This is a genomic window from Rhodococcus sp. G-MC3 (assembly GCF_030063335.1).
In the GTDB taxonomy this organism is placed as follows: Bacteria; Actinomycetota; Actinomycetes; order Mycobacteriales; family Mycobacteriaceae; genus Rhodococcoides.
In genome coordinates, this window is sequence record NZ_JASISW010000014.1 from 104,898 (window position 1) to 124,940 (window position 20,043).

Consider the following 20,043-nt stretch of genomic DNA (forward strand, 5'->3'; position numbering starts at 1 on the left):
GGTGTCGCCTGAGCAGGCCTGCAGTGTGGACCGGCTAGGGGCGCGCTCGTACCAGTACAGTCTGGGCAATGCGCCCCACCGGTCCGTGCTCGTCGTGAAGGACGCCCGCGGACATCGCATATCCGCTTGCGCCTGTTGATGTTTCGGCGGCAACACCGATCCATTCGCCCTCGGGTTCGCGGAAGATGTGCACGGTCAGATCTGTGTTGAGGAACGTCCATCGGTCGAGATCGAGCTTCGCACCGATCCCGTTCGCGATATCGGCAACGGTGAACAAGCGTTCCAACGGCGACATCGATTCACCGAGAACCAACGTCGTGGTGGGACGCGCCCAGACGCGCCCCTCGGCATCCCCGCCGATCTCGGTCAGCGCACGGATATCCATATTGTCCAGGTAACCGGACTTCCACGATCCACCCCAGACATGAGGTGTTGCTTCCGACAGTGGTTTCAACGGTTCGTCTGCCGCATACGCAACGTGCGATGTGTCGGCTGTGGTCAGCCGCCATGCGGTGCCGCGAGCTACGGCGCGTTCGACTCCGTTTCCGAGGTCGGCCCACAACTCGGCAACAACCAGTTCGATGTTCTTGCCCGGGCGCTCGACCCACGAACGCACTTCGATGTCCGCGATGGGAACCGGTCCGAGTAGTTCGACGACGACGCGCGAGACACGTACGTCCTCGCGAGCCGACACGCGTTCGAGAGCTCGGACGATGAGGGCCGACGGCGGGGCGCCGTGCTGCATGGTCGGGGCCCAGAGGCTGACGGTTCTCGTTGTGGTGGAGAACGTCTCGTTACCGGCTTGATTCAGTCCAAGAGGGACGAAAAATGCGTCGGGTGCAATCGGGTTGCTGGTCCCGTCCACGCGGGTCATACCGCAACCTCCGACGCCAACAGGTTCTTCGCATCGGCATGTTTCGGCCACCCCGGATAGGTCGGCGGAGTGCCACCGAACTCGGGGCACAGTGATTGGTGATCGCACCAGCTGCACAGCTTTCCGCGCTTCGGCTGAAAGTCGCCCGACTGTCCCGCTACGACAATGGCTTTCCAGATTGCCGAAAGCATTCGTTCGAAGCGGAGCAATTCGTCCTCGTCGGGCGTATAGGTCAACGTTTGTTTGTCGGCCAGGTACATCAGCTTCAACTGTGCAGGGACCGTTCCGCGCATGCGGAAGACGACCAATGCGTAGAATTTCATCTGGAACAACGCTTTGGCCTCGGTGAATTCGCGCGGGGCCTTGCCTGTTTTGTAGTCCACCACGCGAATCATTCCGTTGGGTGCCACATCGATTCGGTCGATGAACCCACGAAGAGGAGTGCCGTCCTCCAGTTCGATTTCGACGCGCTGCTCGCAGGACTCGGGATCGAACCGCGTCGGATCTTCCATCTCGTAGTAGCCGTTGACAAGTGACCGAGCCTGATCCAGCAGCACAGCCTTTTCCTCGGACGTGAACAGCTCGTCCACTTCCGGTGACTCGTCGATCACTCTGTCCCACGCCGGATCCACCAAGTCCACAGCGTGATCGGAACCTCGTGCGGACGAGGGCAATCCGTACAGGGCCTCCAGCGCCGCATGAACAACGGTCCCTCGAACCTGCGCCGGCGTGGACTTTTCTGGTATTCGATCGACGGCTCGAAAGCGGTACAGAAGTGGGCACTGCTTGAAGTCACTTGCCCTGGACGGCGACAAGGCTGGTCTGCTGCGCGGACGAGCAGGAGTAACCGCACTCTCAGCGACCGCCACAGCCGTCGTTGTGCCCTCTTCGGCAAGTGCAGCAAGGGACGAATCAGTAATACTCACATCCAGCAGACTAAGCCCGTGGTCGGACAGAACCACGCAAGGCCGTACTCTGGACTGCCGAGTCGACATGTCCATCCTGGACCGACTACACCAGTTCAGTGACGTGAAAGAGGTATTCGGCTGTGTCTTCGGACGAGAGCGCGTCTTCGGGCGAGAACCTGTCCGTAGACGAGAACCTGTCCGTGGACGGGGACGTCTCTTCAGGCGGAAGCGAGTCAGTGGAGTCACCGACACAAGCGGTGGATATTGCCGGCGTACCGGCCGAGGACATTGCCGGCGAACCGGCCGTGGAATTGAGCGGACCTGCTCGCAGTGGGCCGTTTCGCGTCGGTGATCGCGTCCAGTTGACCGACGCCAAGGGCAGGCACTACACGGTAGTGCTGGAGGCCGGTAAAGAATTCCATACGCACCGCGGCGGAATCACGCACGACAAGTTGCTCGGAGCGGACGAGGGCAGCGTTGTCACGTCGGTGAACGGAACTCCGTACCTCGCGCTACGGCCACTGCTCACCGATTACGTGCTGTCGATGCCTCGTGGTGCTCAGGTGATCTACCCGAAGGACGCAGCTCAGATCGTGCACGAGGGAGATGTTTTCCCCGGGGCTCGGGTGTTGGAAGCAGGCGCAGGTTCAGGCGCGCTGACATGCTCGCTGCTTCGTGCTGTCGGCAACGAGGGAACCGTCATCTCCTACGAGATCCGGCAGGACCACGCTGACTACGCGGTCAAGAATGTCGAGACGTTCTTCGGTGAGCGTCCAGCAAACTGGGATTTGACGGTCGCCGACATCGACCAGTTCGGCGTCGATCATCCTGGCGAAACCGTCGATCGAGTCGTGCTCGACATGCTCGCGCCATGGGATGCGTTGCCTGCGGTCTCGGAGGCACTGGTTCCCGGTGGCGTTCTCATCGTCTACGTGGCGACGGTGACGCAGTTGTCTCGCGTCGTCGAAGCTCTTCGTGCTCAGGAATGCTGGACCGAACCCCGTTCGTGGGAGTCCATCGTTCGTGGCTGGCACGTGGTTGGGTTGGCGGTGCGTCCCGAGCATCGGATGCAGGGACACACGGCGTTTCTCATCAGTGCACGGAAGCTGGCGGCGGGCACCGTCACCCCCAAGCCGCAGCGCCGGTCCGGCAAGGGCTAGCCGCACCGGACGCAGTGCGTGCCTACACGCAGTTGACCGGACCCATTGTGAGAATGTTGCAGTAGCGTGCTCCGGACACTTGCCTGTTCCGACGATGGGGACCCAGGTATTCGGTGTCGGTAGTGCCGCGCCGCGTGCAGTCGCTGTGGTGACCGGCGGTCGTCGAGGTGGTGGCGGCAGTAATTTCCGAACTGTGATCTGCGTGATCGGAATCGTCGCCGAGACTACGTCCAGCACGACAATTATCGCAGCCGTGGCCGCCGAGAATGCCGGAATTTCTCCCATTTCCACTGGTGAAGCGTCCTACGCGAAAATGGGTCGGCTCTCCTGGACAGGTGAGGCTAACATGGCAGAATCGGGGTATCCGAAGCTGACGAGTGGTCGTCGGACACACCCCATGATCGTGTCCACACGCACTTTTGCCGATGTGCCGGTAGCGTTGACGGTTCGGACTGGGAGGAGTCGCTATGAGCTCAACAGACAATCCGGATTCGGCTGCGGCCAGGGCGGAAATCGAGGAACTCCGAGCCGAGGCTGTGGCGCTCAGGCGCCAACTCGGCCAACTGGGCGAATCACCCGAGCATGTGCGCGAGTTGGAAACGCGCATCGACTCGCTGTCGCTACGAAATTCGAAGTTGATGGACACCCTCAAGGAAGCTCGTCAGCAACTGATCGCACTGCGTGAGGAAGTTGACCGCCTGGGTCAGCCGCCCAGTGGGTACGGAATCCTGATGTCCGTCCACGAGGACGACACGGTGGACGTGTTCACCTCGGGCCGGAAGATGCGATTGACGTGCTCGCCGAATGTGGAGGCCGCAGGACTCGCGCCTGGGCAGACCGTTCGCCTCAACGAGGCGCTGACCATCGTCGAGGCGGGTTCCTTCGAGCAGATCGGCGAGATCAGCACTCTGCGTGAGCTTCTCGGTGACGGTAGCCGTGCGCTCGTGGTCGGCCACGCAGACGAAGAGCGGGTCGTGTGGCTCGCAAAGCCGTTGTTCGACATGGTGAACGACGAAAGTCCCCAGGATCCCGATGAGCCGTCGCGCAAGCTCCGTCCCGGTGACTCGTTGCTCGTCGACACCAAAGCGGGGTATGCCTTCGAGCGGGTCCCCAAAGCAGAGGTCGAAGATCTGGTCCTCGAGGAGGTCCCGGACGTCGGTTACGAGGACATCGGTGGTCTCGGACGCCAGATCGAGCAGATTCGCGACGCAGTAGAACTGCCGTTCCTGCACAAGGATCTGTTCCGTGAGTATTCGTTGCGACCGCCGAAAGGTGTTCTGCTGTACGGCCCTCCGGGTTGCGGCAAGACGTTGATCGCCAAGGCGGTAGCGAACTCCCTCGCGAAGAAAATTGCCGAGGCGCGCGGCCAAGACGCCAAGGAAGCAAAGTCCTTCTTCCTCAACATCAAGGGTCCGGAACTGCTGAACAAGTTCGTCGGTGAGACCGAACGCCACATTCGGATGATCTTCCAACGGGCACGAGAGAAAGCGTCGGAGGGAACTCCGGTAATCGTGTTCTTCGACGAGATGGACTCCATCTTCCGCACCCGTGGTTCGGGAGTGTCCTCCGATGTGGAGACCACTGTCGTTCCGCAGCTCCTCGCGGAGATCGACGGTGTCGAAGGCCTGGAAAACGTCATCGTGATCGGTGCTTCCAATCGCGAAGACATGATCGATCCGGCAATTCTTCGACCCGGCCGCCTCGATGTGAAGATCAAGATCGAACGTCCGGATGCCGAGTCCGCGCAGGACATCTTCTCGAAGTACTTGACCGATACTCTTCCGGTCAACGCCGATGACCTTGCCGAGTTCGGTGGCGACCGTACGGCGTGTGTCCGCGCGATGATCGAACGCGTCGTGGATCGGATGTACGCCGAGAGCGAGGACAACCGGTTCCTCGAAGTCACCTATGCCAACGGTGACAAGGAGGTTCTGTACTTCAAGGACTTCAACTCCGGCGCCATGATTCAGAACATTGTCGACAGGTCGAAGAAGTACGCGATCAAGTCTGTCCTCGAGTCCGGTACACCGGGTCTGCGCGTTCAGCACCTCTTCGATTCGATTGTCGACGAGTTCGCGGAGAACGAGGATCTGCCGAACACCACGAACCCAGACGATTGGGCTCGCATCTCCGGCAAGAAGGGCGAACGGATCGTTTACATCCGCACGCTGGTCACCGGCAAGAACGCAAGTGCTTCTCGTGCAATCGACACCGAGGCCAATACTGGTCAGTACCTGTAAGGCGTCGACAAGAAGTACGTCTCGTTCCTAACGCCTGCTCGTAGACTCCCAGAGTCTACGAGCAGGCGTTGTCGTTCGCTCTCACGTGCAGCGGTCGCCGACTCTCGGCTTTTGGTTCGAACTCGGCGCCCGCGATCACCTAGGCTCGGCAGTATGGAGCGAATCATCGGCATCGAGGTCGAATACGGAATTTCTTCCCCGACCGAACCGACGGCCAATCCGATCCTCACATCGACGCAGGCAGTTCTGGCATATGCGGCAGCTGCAGGCGTGCCACGTGCGAAGCGGACGCGCTGGGACTACGAGGTCGAGTCTCCGTTGCGCGATGCTCGCGGATTCGATCTCGGCCGTTTCAGCGGGCCTGCGCCGGTGATCGACGCCGACGAGGTCGGCGCCGCGAACATGATTCTCACCAACGGTGCTCGGCTCTATGTCGATCACGCTCATCCCGAGTATTCGGCGCCCGAAGTACGAGACCCGCTCGATGCGGTGATCTGGGACAAGGCAGGCGAGCGCGTGATGGAGGCCGCTGCGCGCCACGCGTCCAGCGTGCCGGGAGCGCCGCGGTTGCAGCTGTACAAGAACAATGTCGACGGCAAGGGTGCCTCGTACGGGACGCACGAGAACTACCTGATGTCGCGCGCGACGCCGTTCTCGGCAGTGATCGCCGGACTGTCACCGTTCTTTGCCTCTCGGCAGGTGATCACCGGTTCGGGTCGTGTGGGCATCGGTCAGTCCGGAGACGAGGCAGGTTTCCAGCTGTCACAGCGCGCCGACTACATCGAGGTCGAGGTAGGGCTCGAAACGACTCTCAAGCGCGGGATCATCAACACACGCGACGAGCCGCATGCGGACGCGGACAAATACCGCAGGCTTCACTGCATCATCGGCGACGCGAACCTTGCCGAAATGTCCACGTATCTCAAGGTTGGCACCACAGCGTTGGTCCTCGACATAATCGAGGCCGGAGTCGACTTGTCCGATCTGCAGTTGGCGCGTCCGGTGACCGCCGTTCATCAGATCAGCCATGATCCGACACTGCGTCAAGCGGTCGCACTCGCCGACGGCCGCGAGTTGACCGCGCTGGCCCTCCAGCGCATCTATCACCAGCGGGTAGCCAAGTACGTTGCAAGCGAAGGCAAGGATGATCCGCGGGTTGCGGACATTCTCGACAAGTGGGCAATGATTCTCGACCTACTCGAACGCGACCCGATGGAGACCGCACACCTACTGGACTGGACTGCGAAACTGCGACTGCTCGAAGGATTTCGACAACGCGAAGGCCTTGGGTGGTCCGCTCCTCGTCTACATCTTGTCGATTTGCAGTACTCGGACGTTCGCCTGGACAAGGGCCTGTACAACCGGTTGGTCGCTCGTGGTTCGATGGATCGGCTCGTCACCGAGCAGCAGGTCATGGATGCAGTGTCGACACCACCGTCGGACACTCGCGCGTACTTCCGTGGTGAGGTTCTCCGGAAGTTCGGAGCTGACATCGCGGCTGCAAGTTGGGATTCGGTGATCTTCGATCTCGGTGGCGACTCACTCGTGCGGATTCCGACTCTGGAACCGCTGCGCGGCACCAAGACGCACGTGGGAGAGCTTCTGGAAGCTGCCGAGACAGCAGGCGAACTCGTCGAGCAACTAACGACGTGACGGGTTCGCGCAGTGTCTTGCCGCCCCAACGGGGGTCCGAATCGGTAGGGTGAAGGTCCGAGCAGGTACTGCGAATACGTAAGGAGGTCGGCGACTATGGCTCAAGAGCAGACACGGCGCTCTGGCGGTGGCGACGACGACGACGAGGTCCCCGGTGAAGCCGGTGGTGGTCAGGAACGGCGCGAAAAGCTGGCGGAAGAGACCGACGACCTCCTCGACGAGATCGACGACGTGCTCGAGGAAAACGCCGAAGACTTCGTGCGTGCCTACGTCCAGAAGGGCGGCCAGTGACGGTGGATCGTACGGCCAACCCGTTGCCAAGCGACCTGTTGTCAACGTTCGGTTCGCATCACTCTTCGTTCACCGATCACCTGCGTGACCACGCCCCCCACCTCCTTCCGGAGACGCGAGCGTTGTCCATGGGAGCAGACATCTCGGATCTTGCTCCGCACGGCACCACGATCGTCGCCGTCACGTACGCCGGTGGCGTATTGATTGCAGGCGATCGCCGTGCAACACAGGGCAATCTGATCGCGAATCGAGACATGCAGAAGGTGTATGTCACCGACGAATTCTCGGCGGCAGGTATTGCCGGTACAGCCGGAATCGCCATCGAACTCGTTCGCTTGTTCGCGGTGGAACTCGAGCACTACGAGAAGATCGAGGGCATGCCGCTGACGTTCAACGGCAAAGCCAACAAGTTGTCCTCGATGGTTCGTAGCAACCTCGGCGCGGCGATGCAGGGGTTGGCAGCGGTTCCGTTGCTGGTGGGTTTCGACGTAGACATCAGCGATCCCGCACGTGCCGGCCGAATTGTGTCCTACGACGTCGTGGGTGGGCGTTACGAAGAGCGGTCCGGGTACCACGCTGTTGGATCTGGCTCACTGTTCGCCAAGTCGGCTCTCAAAAAGCTCTACACGCATGGACTGGGTGAAGAAGCAGCACTGAGGGCGGCAGTCGAGTCCCTGTACGACGCTGCCGACGACGACTCGGCCACAGGCGGCCCCGACGTCACTCGCGGCATCTATCCGACGGCGGTGACCATCACGAGCGTCGGTGCAAGTGATGTAGCGCAGACGCGAATCGCCGAAGCAGCTCGTGCGGTCCTTGCCGATCGAGCGGCCGTCACTGCACAGGATGGGGGAGCTGCGTCATGACAATGCCGTACTACGCATCGGCCGAGCAGATCATGCGTGACCGATCCGAACTGGCACGCAAGGGTATTGCGCGCGGCCGGAGCGTCATCGTTCTGTCGTTCGCCGATGGCGTGCTGTTCGTGGCCGAGAACCGCTCCTCGGCGCTTCACAAAGTCAGCGAGTTGTACGACCGGCTTGGCTTCGCTGCGGTGGGGAAGTACAACGAATTCGAGAACCTCCGTAAAGCGGGAATTCTTCACGCCGACACCAAGGGTTACACCTACGACAGGCGTGACGTCACCGGTCGATCGCTGGCCAAGACCTACGCGCAGGCATTGGGAACAATTTTTACCGAGCAGCTCAAACCCTACGAAGTCGAGATCTGCGTGGCGGAGGTATCCCATTCGGACGAGCCGGGTTCGAGTCAGCTGTACCGGATCACGTACGACGGTTCCATCGTCGACGAGCAGGACTTCGTCGTCATGGGCGGCACTACCGAACCTATCGTGGCCGCTCTGCGCGAGTCGTATCGTCCCGGCATGGATATGGCCGCAGCCGTGAAAATTTCGGTGGATGCGCTTGCTGCAGGAGCAACTCCGCCGCCGAACGGTTCGACCGAGCCGGACAAGAAGCAACTCGAAGTGAGCTCGCTCGAGGTGGCGGTCCTGGATCAAGCACGTCCCCGTCGAGCTTTCCGGCGTATCGCCGGCGTTGCCCTGCAGGAATTGTTGCCCGCTGACGATTCTGCTGTCGCGGAGGATCAGGCAGCGGTCGCCGACTCACTGGAGTAAACCGCAGGCAGAGTGTGCCAGCTTTGGCCTCCTGGCTGGATCGGCCTCGTCGTCTACTGCTTGCGGTAGAGGACGAGGCCGTTTTTGTCTGTGCCGAATGTGAATGTCCGGCCGTCGGCCGTGAGTTCGCCGTCGGTCGCGAGTGCAATGTCCGGTCCTGCGACTTCGACGGTCAGTCCGTCGACGGAGCTGTGTACATAGGTTGCGGACGAGCCGAGAGTACCGGTCAGGGCGGCGAAGATCAGTCGTGTGCGGGACAGAAACGGCGTCGATGGGAGGTATCGCACGTCGAGCGTCCCGGAGCCGATGGACGGCCGCGACATCGGAACCTGATCGCTTGGGGAGTATCGGCCGTTGCCGACGAACAACATCCACACTGCCAGCGGTCGCCCGTCGAGGGTGATGTCGAGCGGCTGAGCGGCGGCGAGCACTCTGACCATCGCAACTGCGGCAGCGGGCCATTTCCCGATTTTGCCCTCGAGCCGTTCACGCAGACGCACGGAATCGGGGTACCCACCGAACGTCGCAGTGTTGACGAACAAGACGCGTTCGGTCCCGTTGACCACGACGGACGCAAGATCGACGTGAGCTGCGTGCCCACTCTGCACAGCATCGGCCGTCGAGACCACGTCGGCCACACCTGCGTCACGGGCGAAGTGGTTGAGTGTGCCTCCGGGGAATACTGCAAGCGGGAGGCTGTGCCGCACAGCGGATTCGGCGACACTGACGATGGTGCCGTCGCCGCCGCAGACACCGAGCGCTGAGGGGGTCGACGTCTCGATCCGTGATTCCAGTTGCTCGTTGAAATCCAGATCAGGCTTCGGTTCGAAAAACTCTGCCTCGGGCAGTGCCGCGGCTATCTCGTCCGTTACGAAGTCGTCGGAGCCCGATCCGGGGTTGATCAGAACGAGAAGCCCTTTCCCCCCGGCGAGCGTCGGAGCCTCGGCGCGCCGTCCCAGTTCGGCTGGGTCTTCGGTGCGTACTGCCCACCACCGCCTGGTGGACAACGCAATTGCGGACCCCAGCAGGGCGCCTGCCGCCACATCGGACGGCCAATGCACGCCTGTGTGCACCCGGGAATAACAGACTGCCGCTGCAAGCGGGGCGACAAGAGCGCCCGCGGCGGGGGACTCGAGCGCCACTCCCACGGCGAATGCCGCAGCCGACGCCGAATGACCGGACGGAAACGACGAGGACACGGGCGGCGCGAGCAGACGACGCATCAGCGGCGTCTGTTCGGTTCCCGGCCGCGACCGAGGGAAAACGGGCTTGAGCAGGCCGTTCGCCACCGCGCTCGCAGCCGCCACGGCCAACAGGCCGCGAACTGCACCGCGGCGGGTCCGTCCTGACCTGACCGACAGCACGGCGCCGGCCGCGACCCACAATCGACTGTGATCGGCGGAGGCACTGAGTGCGCGAAGGAACGGATCGGCAGCGGAGGCGCGACTTGCGGCTGTGCGCTCGAAGAGTCGTAGGTCCCACGAGTGGATCCGATCGAACAACGGTATTGGCGTCTCGGTCACCGCCCCACCCTATGCGTCTGCTCGTCGGGCCCGGCATCTGCACATCGCCACATTTGCTCTGCTGCGCGTTCGAACGCATCATCGGTCGGTTTGCGTTGTACTGTCGAAGTGTGCAGCGACGAATTATGGGCATCGAGACCGAGTTCGGTGTCACGTGTACTTTTCACGGGCACCGGCGGCTGAGTCCCGACGAGGTAGCTCGATACCTGTTTCGAAGAGTTGTCTCCTGGGGGCGTAGCTCCAACGTGTTTCTCAGGAACGGAGCCCGTCTGTATCTCGATGTCGGGTCTCACCCCGAGTACGCGACGGCAGAGTGTGACAGCCTCCTGCAGTTGGTCACCCACGATCGTGCCGGCGAGCGGGTGCTCGAAGACTTGTTGATCGACGCCGAGCAGCGCCTTGCCGAGGAAGGCATCGGCGGGGACATATATCTGTTCAAGAACAACACGGATTCCGCGGGCAATTCCTACGGTTGCCACGAGAACTACCTTGTCCAGCGTGCCGGGGAGTTCTCTCGAATCTCGGACGTACTACTGCCGTTCCTCGTCACCCGTCAGTTGATCTGCGGCGCTGGAAAGATCCTTCAGACCCCCAAAGCCGCGACTTTCTGCTTGTCTCAGCGTGCCGAGCACATTTGGGAGGGCGTGTCGTCCGCGACCACCAGGTCGAGGCCGATCATCAACACGCGAGACGAACCCCACGCCGATGCCGAGAAGTATCGACGCCTGCACGTTATCGTGGGCGATTCGAACATGGCTGAACCGTCCACAATGCTCAAGGTCGGAAGTGCGGCGCTGGTTCTTGAAATGATCGAGGCCGGTGTCTCGTTCCGAGACTTTGCCCTGGACAACCCGATTCGTGCTATCCGCGAGGTGAGTCACGATCTGACAGGCCGCAGACCCGTTCGACTGGCGGGCGGTCGTCAAGCGAGTGCCCTCGAAATTCAGCGGGAATACTACGCACGAGCAGTGGAGCATCTGAAGACGCGGGAGCCGAACACTCAAGTCGAACAGGTGGTCGACCTGTGGGGACGCACGCTCGACGCGGTCGAAGCTCAGGACTTCGCGAAGGTTGACACCGAAATCGACTGGGTCATCAAGCGGAAGCTGTTTCAGCGCTACCAAGACCGCTACTCCATGGAGTTGTCGGATCCGAAGATCGCACAATTGGACCTCGCCTACCACGACATAAAACGTGGCCGAGGAGTGTTCGACCTGCTTCAGCGCAAGGGTCTCGCGAAACGCATCACCGAGGACGACCAGATCGACGAGGCCGTCGACCTGCCGCCGCAGACGACACGCGCGAAGCTGCGCGGTGAATTCATTACCGCGGCGCAGGAAGCGGGCCGCGACTTCACTGTCGATTGGGTGCATCTGAAACTAAATGACCAAGCTCAGCGAACAGTTCTGTGCAAGGACCCGTTCCGGTCCGTCGACGAACGCGTGGAGCGTCTGATCGCCTCGATGTAGTTGCGTCATTCAACCGGTTCGGTAGTGGCCTGGCGACGTGGCTGATGCAGCACATGCAGTGAGGACCGATAGGCTTCCATAGTGGCGATCACCAAAGTCGAACGGCTGATGAACCTTGTCATCTGTTTGTTGTCGACGCGTCAATTCGTGACGGCCGAGCGAATCAGAGACAGTGTTGCGGGCTACGGAGACTCCGGAAGCGACGAAGCTTTCAGTCGCATGTTCGAGCGCGACAAGAACGAGTTGAGGGATCTCGGTGTGCCTCTCGAGACCGGCATGGTGATCGGTACGGGGGGAGCAGAGGGATACCGCATCAATCGTGATGCGTACGAACTCCCCGACATCGATTTGAGTCGGGAGGAATCGGCTGCAGTCGCGGTCGCAGTCCAGCTGTGGGAGTCTCCGGAGCTCACCTCCGCTGCTCAGAGCGCATTGCTGAAGCTCCGTGCCGCAGGTATTCAGGTCGATCAAGACGAGTCGGTCGCAGCGGTCACTGCTGTTCCCGCACGCACTAGAGGGTCGGAGCCTGCTCTCGGCGCGTTGTTGGCCGCCATCGACGCAGGTCGATCGGTGAAGTTCGAGCACAGGAGTTCGGCGACGGATCCGGTCACGGCTCGCACGGTCGAGCCTTGGGGAGTCGTGACTTTTCGCGGGCGGTGGTATCTGGTCGGTCATGACATCGACCGCGATGACATCCGCACATTCCGCCTCTCCAGAATTGGCGACGACGTCACCACATTCGGCCGCGCGGGCAGTGTTAGCAAGCCCGACGACGTGGATCTTCAGTCGATCGTCGAGCGAGTTGCAGGTACCGCCGAGGTCAACGGCACGGCAACAGTCTGGATCGTCGACGACGGTGCCACGGAAATCCGGCGTATGGGCACAGTGGTCGAGCAGCGTGATGTCGGTGCGCGACGCGGCGAGGTCGTGGTGATTCCTGTTCGGTCGTGGGAATGGGTTACCCGGCTGATCGCCGGTCACGGGGCTGACGCGCTTGTGCTCGATCCTCCCGAATTACGTGCCGATGTGATCACTACATTGCGCACAGCGGTTGTGGAAGGAGTTCGATGAGCGCACGGCTGTCGGTTCGATTGGCGAGATTGCTCAATATGGTGCCGTTCTTCTTGGCAAACCCCGGTATGAGCGCCGCTGAGGCGGCAACGGAACTCGGTGTATCGACCGAGACGCTGATGACCGACTTGAATCAGCTGTGGATGTGCGGTCTCCCCGGTTACGGCCCGGGTGATTTGATTGATCTGTCATTCTCGGAAGAGAGCATCGAGGTCACTTTCTCTGCTGGCATCGATCGTCCCTTGCGTCTGACGTCTACGGAGGCAACGGCTTTGCTCGTTGCGCTCAGGTCGTTGACGTCGATGCCGGGCATGGTCGATCCGTCGGCGGCGCAACGCGCGATTGCCAAGATCGAGGATGCCGCCGGATCGGCGGCGGCAAATGTACCCGGTGCCTCGGGGAGAGGCGTGGTGGAGGGAAATTCCGAGAATCCAGCGGCCGCTGCGGTGCGCTCGTCGTTGCGACACCAGCACGCCTTGAATCTGACGTATTACTCGGCGTCTCGTGACGCAGTGTCCGAACGCGTCGTCGACCCCATCAGAACTGTTCTGATCGACGATCACAGCTACCTTCAAGCCTGGTGCAGACGAGCTGAAGGCGTTCGTCTGTTCCGCTTCGACAGAATCGATCGTGCAGTCGAATTGGCGGAACGCTCGGTTCCGCCGGCCGACGCGCCCCAGGAAGACAGCTTCGAGATTTTCAACGATGACCCGTCGTTGCCTCAGGCTCGTCTTCGTATCGCGCGCGGGTACGCGTGGGTGATGGACTATTACCCCATGACACAGGTGGGGGCAGAGGACGACGGTTCGGTGACCGTCACCATGCGATTCGCCACACCGGCATGGATGACCAGGTTGATTCTTGGCTTCGGCGAGGGTGTGCAGGTGCTGAGCCCACCTGAGCTCCAGCGCAGTGTCAGCGAGCGGGCGAGGGGCGCACTGGCGGCGTACGGCGAACTCGGGTGATGCTCGGTGTTGTCCTCTCGGTGCACGTCAAGTTCCGTTCCGGTGAACACACAGGACACGAACGGCTACAGCCAGCCCCAGCGTCCGGATCTCGGGTAGGCTAAGTTCATCTGATCTTGGGAGGTACACATGGGAGCCATGAGCCCGTGGCATTGGGCCATCGTTGCTTTGGTCGTCGTCATTCTGTTCGGTTCGAAGAAGTTGCCAGATGCAGCACGCGGACTCGGTCGGTCACTTCGGATTTTCAAGAGCGAAGTGAAGGAAATGCAGAACGACGGTAAAGAGGACGCGCAGGCCAACCAGCCTCCCGCATCGCCTCGGCTCGATTCTGCTCCGCAGGTAGACGTCCACGCGAGCGACCTTCGTGCCTCTGACGTTCGTCCCAACGACGTTCATTCGACCAATGGCGTGAACGCTCACCCGGACACCAAGTCGGCCTGACGCTACGACGAAGCAAACCGGGGTGCTGATCAGCACCCCGGTTCAATGCTGAGCGAAGACAGAGAATGCGAATTCCACTCGATCCGAGGCGCAGCAAGCGCCGCCTGAATCCTGACGGCACGATGTCGTTGGTCGATCATCTCTACGAACTGCGTACCCGACTGATGTGGGCCATCGTCGCCGTCGCTTTGACGACAGCGTTCGGTTTCTTCTGGTATTCGCACCTGTTGTTCGGCATCGACAGTCTCGGCGACATTCTTCGAGGACCCTACTGTTCTCTGGATCCGAGTTTGCGAGCGTCGTTGACCGCGGACAATGAATGTCGGCTGCTGGCCACCGGCCCGTTCGACCAGTTCCTGCTCAGATTCAAGGTTGCGTTCACGGCAGGCGTTGTTCTGGCGTGCCCGGTGTGGCTCTACCAGATCTGGTCGTTTGTCACGCCAGGTTTGTACAAGCAGGAACGCCGCTACGCTATCTCGTTCGTGTCTTCCGCGGCTGTGCTGTTCGTTGCAGGTGCAGTTCTCGCGTACTACATCGTCGCCAAGGGACTGCATTTCCTGCTGTCGATCGGCGACAATGTTCAGATCACTGCGCTGAGTGGTGAGCAGTATTTCGGTTTTGTCATCAATCTTCTGATCATTTTCGGCGTGAGTTTCGAGATCCCGTTGCTCGTTGTTGCACTCAATTTCGTCGGCGTTCTCACGTACGAGCGGTTGAAGGCATGGCGGCGGGGCCTGATCTTCGGGCTGTTCGTGTTCGCTGCAATTGCCACTCCCGGCCAGGATCCGTTCTCGATGCTGGCGCTGGCGTTGGCGCTGACTGTGCTGTTCGAAGTTGCCGTCCAGATCGCGCGACTCCACGACAAGCGTAAATTGCGCAAGAGAACCGACGAATGGGGTGAAGTATCCGATGACGAAGCAACGTCCATCGATTCAGCAAGTTCCATTTCGTCCCCGATCGATATCCATGACCCGGTTACGCACAAGGCGGACTTCACCGACACGATCTGACGTGGTTGCATGACCGTTTCCACGTCGGAACTGCAGCGTTTCACCGACCATCTCAGCTTTCCGCTCGACAGATTTCAAGTCGACGCGTGCACGGCGTTGGAAGCCGGTCATGGAGTTCTGGTGTGTGCACCTACCGGGGCGGGCAAGACGATCATCGGTGAGTTCGCCGTGCATCTGGCTCTCGCATCCGGCCGAAAGTGTTTCTACACCACACCGATCAAGGCGCTGAGCAATCAAAAGTTCGCCGAACTCACAGCGCGTTACGGGCGGGAAACCGTTGGTCTGCTGACCGGTGATTCCAGTATCAATCCGGATGCACCGATCGTCATCATGACGACGGAGGTGCTTCGCAACATGCTGTACGCCTCCTCGGATGCTCTTCGTGGACTGTCACATGTGGTGATGGACGAGGTTCATTACCTTGCCGACCGTTTTCGCGGCGCGGTGTGGGAGGAGGTCATCCTGCACCTCTCGCAGGACGTTCGGTTGGTCAGTTTGTCGGCCACGGTCAGCAATGCCGAGGAATTCGGCGCCTGGATGGAAACGGTGCGTGGCGACACCACAGTGGTGGTCGACGAGAACCGGCCGGTGCCGTTGTCGCAGCACATCATGGTCGGGAGGCGACTGTTCGATCTGTTCGACAGTCACGCGCAGTCGGGGGACGGCGCCTCGAGGATCGTCGTGGACAAGGAACTCGTTCGGCACGTCAAACAAAGACAGTCCCTCGAGCACGTCGATCGCTGGCAGCCTCAGCACGGCCGTGGTCGCGGGCGCGGCGGAAGCGGAAACAGTGTCAACAACCGCCCACTTCCGCGGCCCGAGGTCATTGCTCGCCTCGATCAGGAAGGTCTGCTCCCCGCTATCACCTTTATCTTCAGTCGCGCAGGCTGCGATGGCGCCGTCACGCAATGTCTGCGTTCACGCCTGATATTGACGACGCCCGAGCAAGCGGAGGAAATTCGCTACATCGCCGACAAACACACGTCGGAACTGCCACGCGAGGACCTGGAGGTTCTCGGATTCTGGGAGTGGCGCGAGGCGTTGGAGCGTGGTCTGGCCGCGCACCACGCGGGCATGCTGCCCGTCTTCCGTCATACGGTCGAAGAGCTTTTCGTCAAGGGCTTGGTTCGCGCAGTATTTGCTACGGAAACGTTGGCGCTTGGAATCAACATGCCAGCTCGAACCGTCGTGTTGGAGAAGTTGGTCAAGTTCAACGGAGAGACCCACGCCGAACTGACACCGGGTGAGTACACGCAGCTCACCGGTAGGGCCGGACGGCGCGGAATCGACGTCGAGGGGCATGCTGTCGTGCTTTGGCAACCAGGTACCGAGCCCACCGAGGTTGCCGGTCTCGCGTCCACTCGTACTTTTCCGCTTCGGAGTTCGTTCCGACCGGGATACAACATGTCGATCAACCTCGTCGAGCAGTTCGGCGCGGCCGACTCGCGTGCGCTTCTCGAACGATCGTTCGCGCAGTTCCAAGCCGACAGATCGGTCGTCGGTTTGGTGCGCGGAATCGACCGCAACGCGACGACACTCGCTCAGCTGAGTGCGCGCCTCGGTGGACCCGAAGGCGAGTACTTCGAGTATGCAAAGTTGCGCGAACGTCTGAAGGAGCGGGAACGAACCCTCGAACGCCAGGGCAGGCAGGATCGTCGTGACAATGCGGTCGAGTCGCTGATCGCGCTGAAGCGAGGTGACGTCGTGGCCATTTCCTCCGGAAAGCACAGCGGTATCGCAGTAGTGCTTGAACCTGACGGCGATGGTCAGGACCCACGTCCGCTGGTGCTCACCGAGGACGCGTGGGCCGGCCGATTGTCTGCCGCCGACTTCCCCTCTGCGGCGGAACCTTTGGGACACATGCGTTTGCCGCGATTCGTCGACCACCGCACCGCGCGGACGCGCCGCGACCTGTCGATGTCGCTCAGATCGACGGGTATCTCGGCTCGGTCGGACCGCACGCGGCGCAAGTCCACTGCGTCCGACGACCGGGAACTGGCAACACTCCGTCGGAGTATTCGATCCCATTCGGTGCACTCGCGCCCGGACCGCGACGAACTCGGGCGGGTGGGGGAGCGATACAACAAGCTGGCGCGCGAGACCGAAACGATGCGTCAAAAGGTATCGGCAACGACCAATTCGCTGGCACGCAATTTCGATCGCATCCTCTCGTTGCTCGCCGAACGTGAGTACATCACCAGTTCGCGCACACCGGACGTCACCGAGAATGGACTTCGGCTGAGTCGCATCTACTCGGAATCGGACCTTTTGGTCGCCGAATGTCTGCGGCAAGGGCTGTGGAAGGGACTCGCGCCCGCCGAACTCGCCGCCGTCGTATCCGCGGTGGTGTTCGAATCGCGTCAAGAGGGGGACATGACACCTCAGGGGCCGACCGCAGCGATTCGGGGCGCGCTGACCGACACCGTCCGTGTGTGGACCGAGCTGAGGTCGGACGAGGTCCGTCACAAACTTCCCACGACACGGGAGCCCGACATGGGCTTCGTCAAAGCGGTGTACCGATGGGCAAGCGGCAACTCTCTTGTCGATGCATTGGTCGCTGCGGGAGACAACGGCAAAGCCCTGTCCGGCGGCGATTTCGTGCGATGGTGCCGACAGGTAATCGATCTGCTGGACCAGGTTCGGCTTGCCTCTCCGGATGCCGAGATGTCCAAGACTGCAGCGAGAGCGGTGTCGGCCTTGCGCAGGGGCGTCGTAGCAGTCGACGCTGCTTGACCGTCTCCGATAACGTTCGGTCGGCCGCGTACGGTAGGCGCGAGAACGATGGCGGTTGACCAATCGAATTTTCAGTGGAGGCGAGATGAGCGGCCCTAACGGTCCGAACGAACCTGATGATCAGTGGTCTCGTAATCAGGGAAACAGTGATCCTGCACCAAGCGATCAAGGGCAACCAGAGAGCTCGACGCCCGAATCTGATCAGTGGGGTCGTCCGGCGGCGGGCGAACCTTCTTCGGACCAGCAAGGCTGGGGACAGACGGGTTCGACGTCGGCCTTCCCAGCTGCTGGATCCCCCTACACTCCGCAGGGCCAGACGCCCCAAGGCGGATATCCCCAGGCCGGATATCCCCAGGCCGGATACCCACAGGGTCAGTACCCGCAGCAGGGTCAGTACCCGCAGCAGGGTCAATACCCACAGCAGGGTCAATACCCACAGCAGGGTCAGTACCCGCAGGGGGGCTACGCCCAGGGGCAGTACCCCGGCCAACCGGGTCAGCCGTACCCGCAGGGTGCCTATCCCGGCCAGCAGGGACAGTCTCAGCAGGGGCAGTACTCAGGCCAATCCCAGCCTGGACAACCGCAGCAGCCCCCGTGGAACCAGTGGAACCAGAACCAGTACCCCGGCCAGCAGTACGGGCAACCTCAGGCCGGAGTGCCGGGTCAGTCCCCGTATCAGGGCCAGCCAGGGCAGTTTCCACCACACCAGTGGAACCCCGGCCAGGCGCCGGCGTCCGGCGGAAAATCCAAGACCCCGCTGTTTGTCATCGGTGGGCTGGTTGCACTCATCGTCGTGGTCCTGATCATATTCGGTGTTGTCTCCGGGGTCGGCGGATCGAAGCTCGATGGTTCCGCGGCAGAGTCGGGTGTCGAGGAAATCGTCACCGGCACCTATGGCGCAACGGACGTGTCCGATGTGTCGTGCCCCGATGGAACCGCTGTCGAAAAGGGCGGCTCCTTGGAGTGCACGCTCACCGTCGATGGGACCGAGCGCACGGTGACGCTCACGTTCACCGACGACGAGGGCACGTACGAGGTGTCGCGACCTCGTTGAACCCGGCATCTGTCGAACTCAGCATCTGTCGAACTCAGCCGTCAGGCGCCGTGGGTCGCGAGAGCAGCGACGAGTCGATCCACGGCGTTCACGATGCCCAGTTCGTTGGCAAGGCGGGCGAGTTCTTCCGAGTCTGCGGGCGTCGCGGGAATCTTGTCGGATCTGGAGAGGCGTACGTCGGCATCGGTGACGACCCTCACTACGGGTAGGGCCGCATCGAGGTACTCACTTGCTCCCATGAGCTTGGCGCGAATTCCCTGCGCCATGTCGGAGGACGGATTCAGGGCGGCGTCGCGGAGCGCAACTACCGAGCCGTAACGAAGCATCAGCGTCGACGCAGTCTTTTCGCCCACTCCCTTCACGCCGGGCAGCCCGTCGGATGCGTCGCCGCGCAACAGCGCCAACTCTGCGTAGGCGGCCCCCGCGCGGTCGAGTGGCACTCCGTACTTTTCGGCGACCTCGTTCGGGCCGAACAACTCGGCCTTGGCGAGTCCTCGTCCTACATAAAGCACCTTGACCTGGTTCGGTTCGTCTGCGGCGACCTGGAGCAGATCGCGGTCGCCGCTTACCACCACGACGGGATCGCGACGTTCCAGCGCCGCGAGCGTGCCAAGAACGTCATCCGCCTCCAGTCCTTCTGCGCCTGCCGTGGCGATCCCTGCGGCCGCCAGCACATCCATGATCATGTCGACCTGAGGCGTCAGCGTGTCCGGCACCTCCTCGCTCTCGGGTGTGCCCGGTGCGGCTTCGGCGACACGGTGAGCCTTGTACGACGGAACCAGGTCCACCCGAAACTGCGGTCGCCAGTTCAGATCAAGGCACACCGCCAATCTGGTCGGCTCCGTGCGCGCCATCAGAGCAGCAACCATGTCGATGAATCCACGGACGGCGTTGACCGGCCTGCCATCGGGCGCCGTAATCGATTCGGGCAGAGCGTAGTAGGCGCGAAACCAGAGACTTGCTCCGTCGAGGAGGAGCAGAGGCGACTTTCCCGGGGCTGTCATGGACATCATCT

Annotated in this window: 17 protein-coding genes; 13 read left to right on the plus strand and 4 right to left on the minus strand. The window is 61.6% G+C overall.

Going from position 1 to position 20,043, the window contains the following annotated elements:
• Nucleotides 1-34: 34 nt before the first annotated feature.
• Together QMK17_RS16740 and QMK17_RS16745 are read right to left on the minus strand one after the other, a co-directional pair.
• Nucleotides 35-844 carry a thioesterase family protein gene (locus tag QMK17_RS16740; protein ID WP_283510441.1) on the minus strand — a complete coding sequence of 270 codons (810 nt, stop codon included), beginning with the start codon at nt 842-844 and terminating at the stop codon, nt 35-37.
• A gap of 26 nt (nt 845-870) precedes the next feature.
• Nucleotides 871-1,743, minus strand: coding sequence for a RecB family exonuclease (locus tag QMK17_RS16745; protein WP_283510442.1), 873 nt, complete (start codon nt 1,741-1,743; stop codon nt 871-873).
• A 344-nt stretch (nt 1,744-2,087) separates the two neighbouring features.
• On the opposite strand from QMK17_RS16745, the gene QMK17_RS16750 reads away from it, so the two are divergent.
• The 6 genes from QMK17_RS16750 (at nt 2,088) to prcA (ending at nt 8,762) form a co-directional block, all read left to right on the plus strand.
• Nucleotides 2,088-2,942 (plus strand): tRNA (adenine-N1)-methyltransferase, encoded by an 855-nt coding sequence (locus tag QMK17_RS16750; protein WP_283510443.1) that lies wholly within the window; start codon nt 2,088-2,090, stop codon nt 2,940-2,942.
• A gap of 467 nt (nt 2,943-3,409) precedes the next feature.
• Nucleotides 3,410-5,182 (plus strand): proteasome ATPase, encoded by a 1,773-nt coding sequence (arc, locus tag QMK17_RS16755; RefSeq protein ID WP_283510401.1) that lies wholly within the window; start codon nt 3,410-3,412, stop codon nt 5,180-5,182.
• Nucleotides 5,183-5,335: 153 nt separating this feature from the next.
• Nucleotides 5,336-6,835 carry a depupylase/deamidase Dop gene (gene dop, locus QMK17_RS16760; RefSeq protein ID WP_283510402.1) on the plus strand — a complete coding sequence of 500 codons (1,500 nt, stop codon included), beginning with the start codon at nt 5,336-5,338 and terminating at the stop codon, nt 6,833-6,835.
• Between the two features lie 96 nt (nt 6,836-6,931).
• A complete protein-coding gene (locus QMK17_RS16765; RefSeq protein ID WP_283510403.1) occupies nt 6,932-7,126 on the plus strand; it encodes a ubiquitin-like protein Pup in 195 nt (64 codons plus the stop codon).
• Nucleotides 7,123-7,992 carry a proteasome subunit beta gene (prcB, locus tag QMK17_RS16770; RefSeq protein WP_283510404.1) on the plus strand — a complete coding sequence of 290 codons (870 nt, stop codon included), beginning with the start codon at nt 7,123-7,125 and terminating at the stop codon, nt 7,990-7,992. The genes QMK17_RS16765 and prcB overlap by 4 nt, the downstream gene beginning before the upstream one ends.
• Complete coding sequence (gene prcA, locus QMK17_RS16775; RefSeq protein ID WP_283510405.1) at nt 7,989-8,762, plus strand: proteasome subunit alpha; 774 nt, start codon at nt 7,989-7,991, stop codon at nt 8,760-8,762. Before prcB ends, prcA begins: the two co-directional genes overlap by 4 nt.
• Before the next feature lie 53 nt (nt 8,763-8,815).
• On the opposite strand, the gene QMK17_RS16780 is transcribed toward prcA, so the two are convergent.
• The gene (locus tag QMK17_RS16780; RefSeq protein ID WP_283510406.1) at nt 8,816-10,285 is read right to left on the minus strand and encodes a bifunctional phosphatase PAP2/diacylglycerol kinase family protein; all 1,470 of its coding nucleotides are present in this window, start codon (nt 10,283-10,285) and stop codon (nt 8,816-8,818) included.
• A gap of 110 nt (nt 10,286-10,395) precedes the next feature.
• On the opposite strand from QMK17_RS16780, the gene pafA reads away from it, so the two are divergent.
• The 7 genes from pafA (at nt 10,396) to QMK17_RS16815 (ending at nt 19,028) form a co-directional block, all read left to right on the plus strand.
• A complete protein-coding gene (gene pafA, locus QMK17_RS16785) occupies nt 10,396-11,754 on the plus strand; it encodes a Pup--protein ligase (protein WP_283510407.1) in 1,359 nt (452 codons plus the stop codon).
• A gap of 81 nt (nt 11,755-11,835) precedes the next feature.
• Nucleotides 11,836-12,825: a helix-turn-helix transcriptional regulator gene (locus tag QMK17_RS16790; RefSeq protein ID WP_283510408.1), complete on the plus strand. Its 990-nt coding sequence runs from the start codon at nt 11,836-11,838 to the stop codon at nt 12,823-12,825.
• Nucleotides 12,822-13,790 carry a helix-turn-helix transcriptional regulator gene (locus QMK17_RS16795; RefSeq protein WP_283510409.1) on the plus strand — a complete coding sequence of 323 codons (969 nt, stop codon included), beginning with the start codon at nt 12,822-12,824 and terminating at the stop codon, nt 13,788-13,790. The genes QMK17_RS16790 and QMK17_RS16795 overlap by 4 nt, the downstream gene beginning before the upstream one ends.
• 129 nt (nt 13,791-13,919) lie before the next feature.
• Nucleotides 13,920-14,231 carry a Sec-independent protein translocase subunit TatA gene (tatA, locus tag QMK17_RS16800; protein ID WP_283510410.1) on the plus strand — a complete coding sequence of 104 codons (312 nt, stop codon included), beginning with the start codon at nt 13,920-13,922 and terminating at the stop codon, nt 14,229-14,231.
• A gap of 65 nt (nt 14,232-14,296) precedes the next feature.
• Nucleotides 14,297-15,241 (plus strand): twin-arginine translocase subunit TatC, encoded by a 945-nt coding sequence (gene tatC / locus QMK17_RS16805; protein ID WP_283510411.1) that lies wholly within the window; start codon nt 14,297-14,299, stop codon nt 15,239-15,241.
• A gap of 9 nt (nt 15,242-15,250) precedes the next feature.
• Entirely contained in the window at nt 15,251-17,974 is a 2,724-nt protein-coding gene (locus QMK17_RS16810) for a DEAD/DEAH box helicase (RefSeq protein WP_283510412.1), read from the plus strand.
• Nucleotides 17,975-18,059: 85 nt separating this feature from the next.
• Nucleotides 18,060-19,028, plus strand: coding sequence for a DUF4333 domain-containing protein (locus QMK17_RS16815; protein WP_283510413.1), 969 nt, complete (start codon nt 18,060-18,062; stop codon nt 19,026-19,028).
• A 41-nt stretch (nt 19,029-19,069) separates the two neighbouring features.
• Here the strand turns inward: QMK17_RS16815 and QMK17_RS16820 are convergent, their stop codons facing one another.
• The gene (locus QMK17_RS16820) at nt 19,070-20,041 is read right to left on the minus strand and encodes a 5'-3' exonuclease (RefSeq protein ID WP_283510414.1); all 972 of its coding nucleotides are present in this window, start codon (nt 20,039-20,041) and stop codon (nt 19,070-19,072) included.
• Nucleotides 20,042-20,043 lie beyond the last annotated feature (2 nt).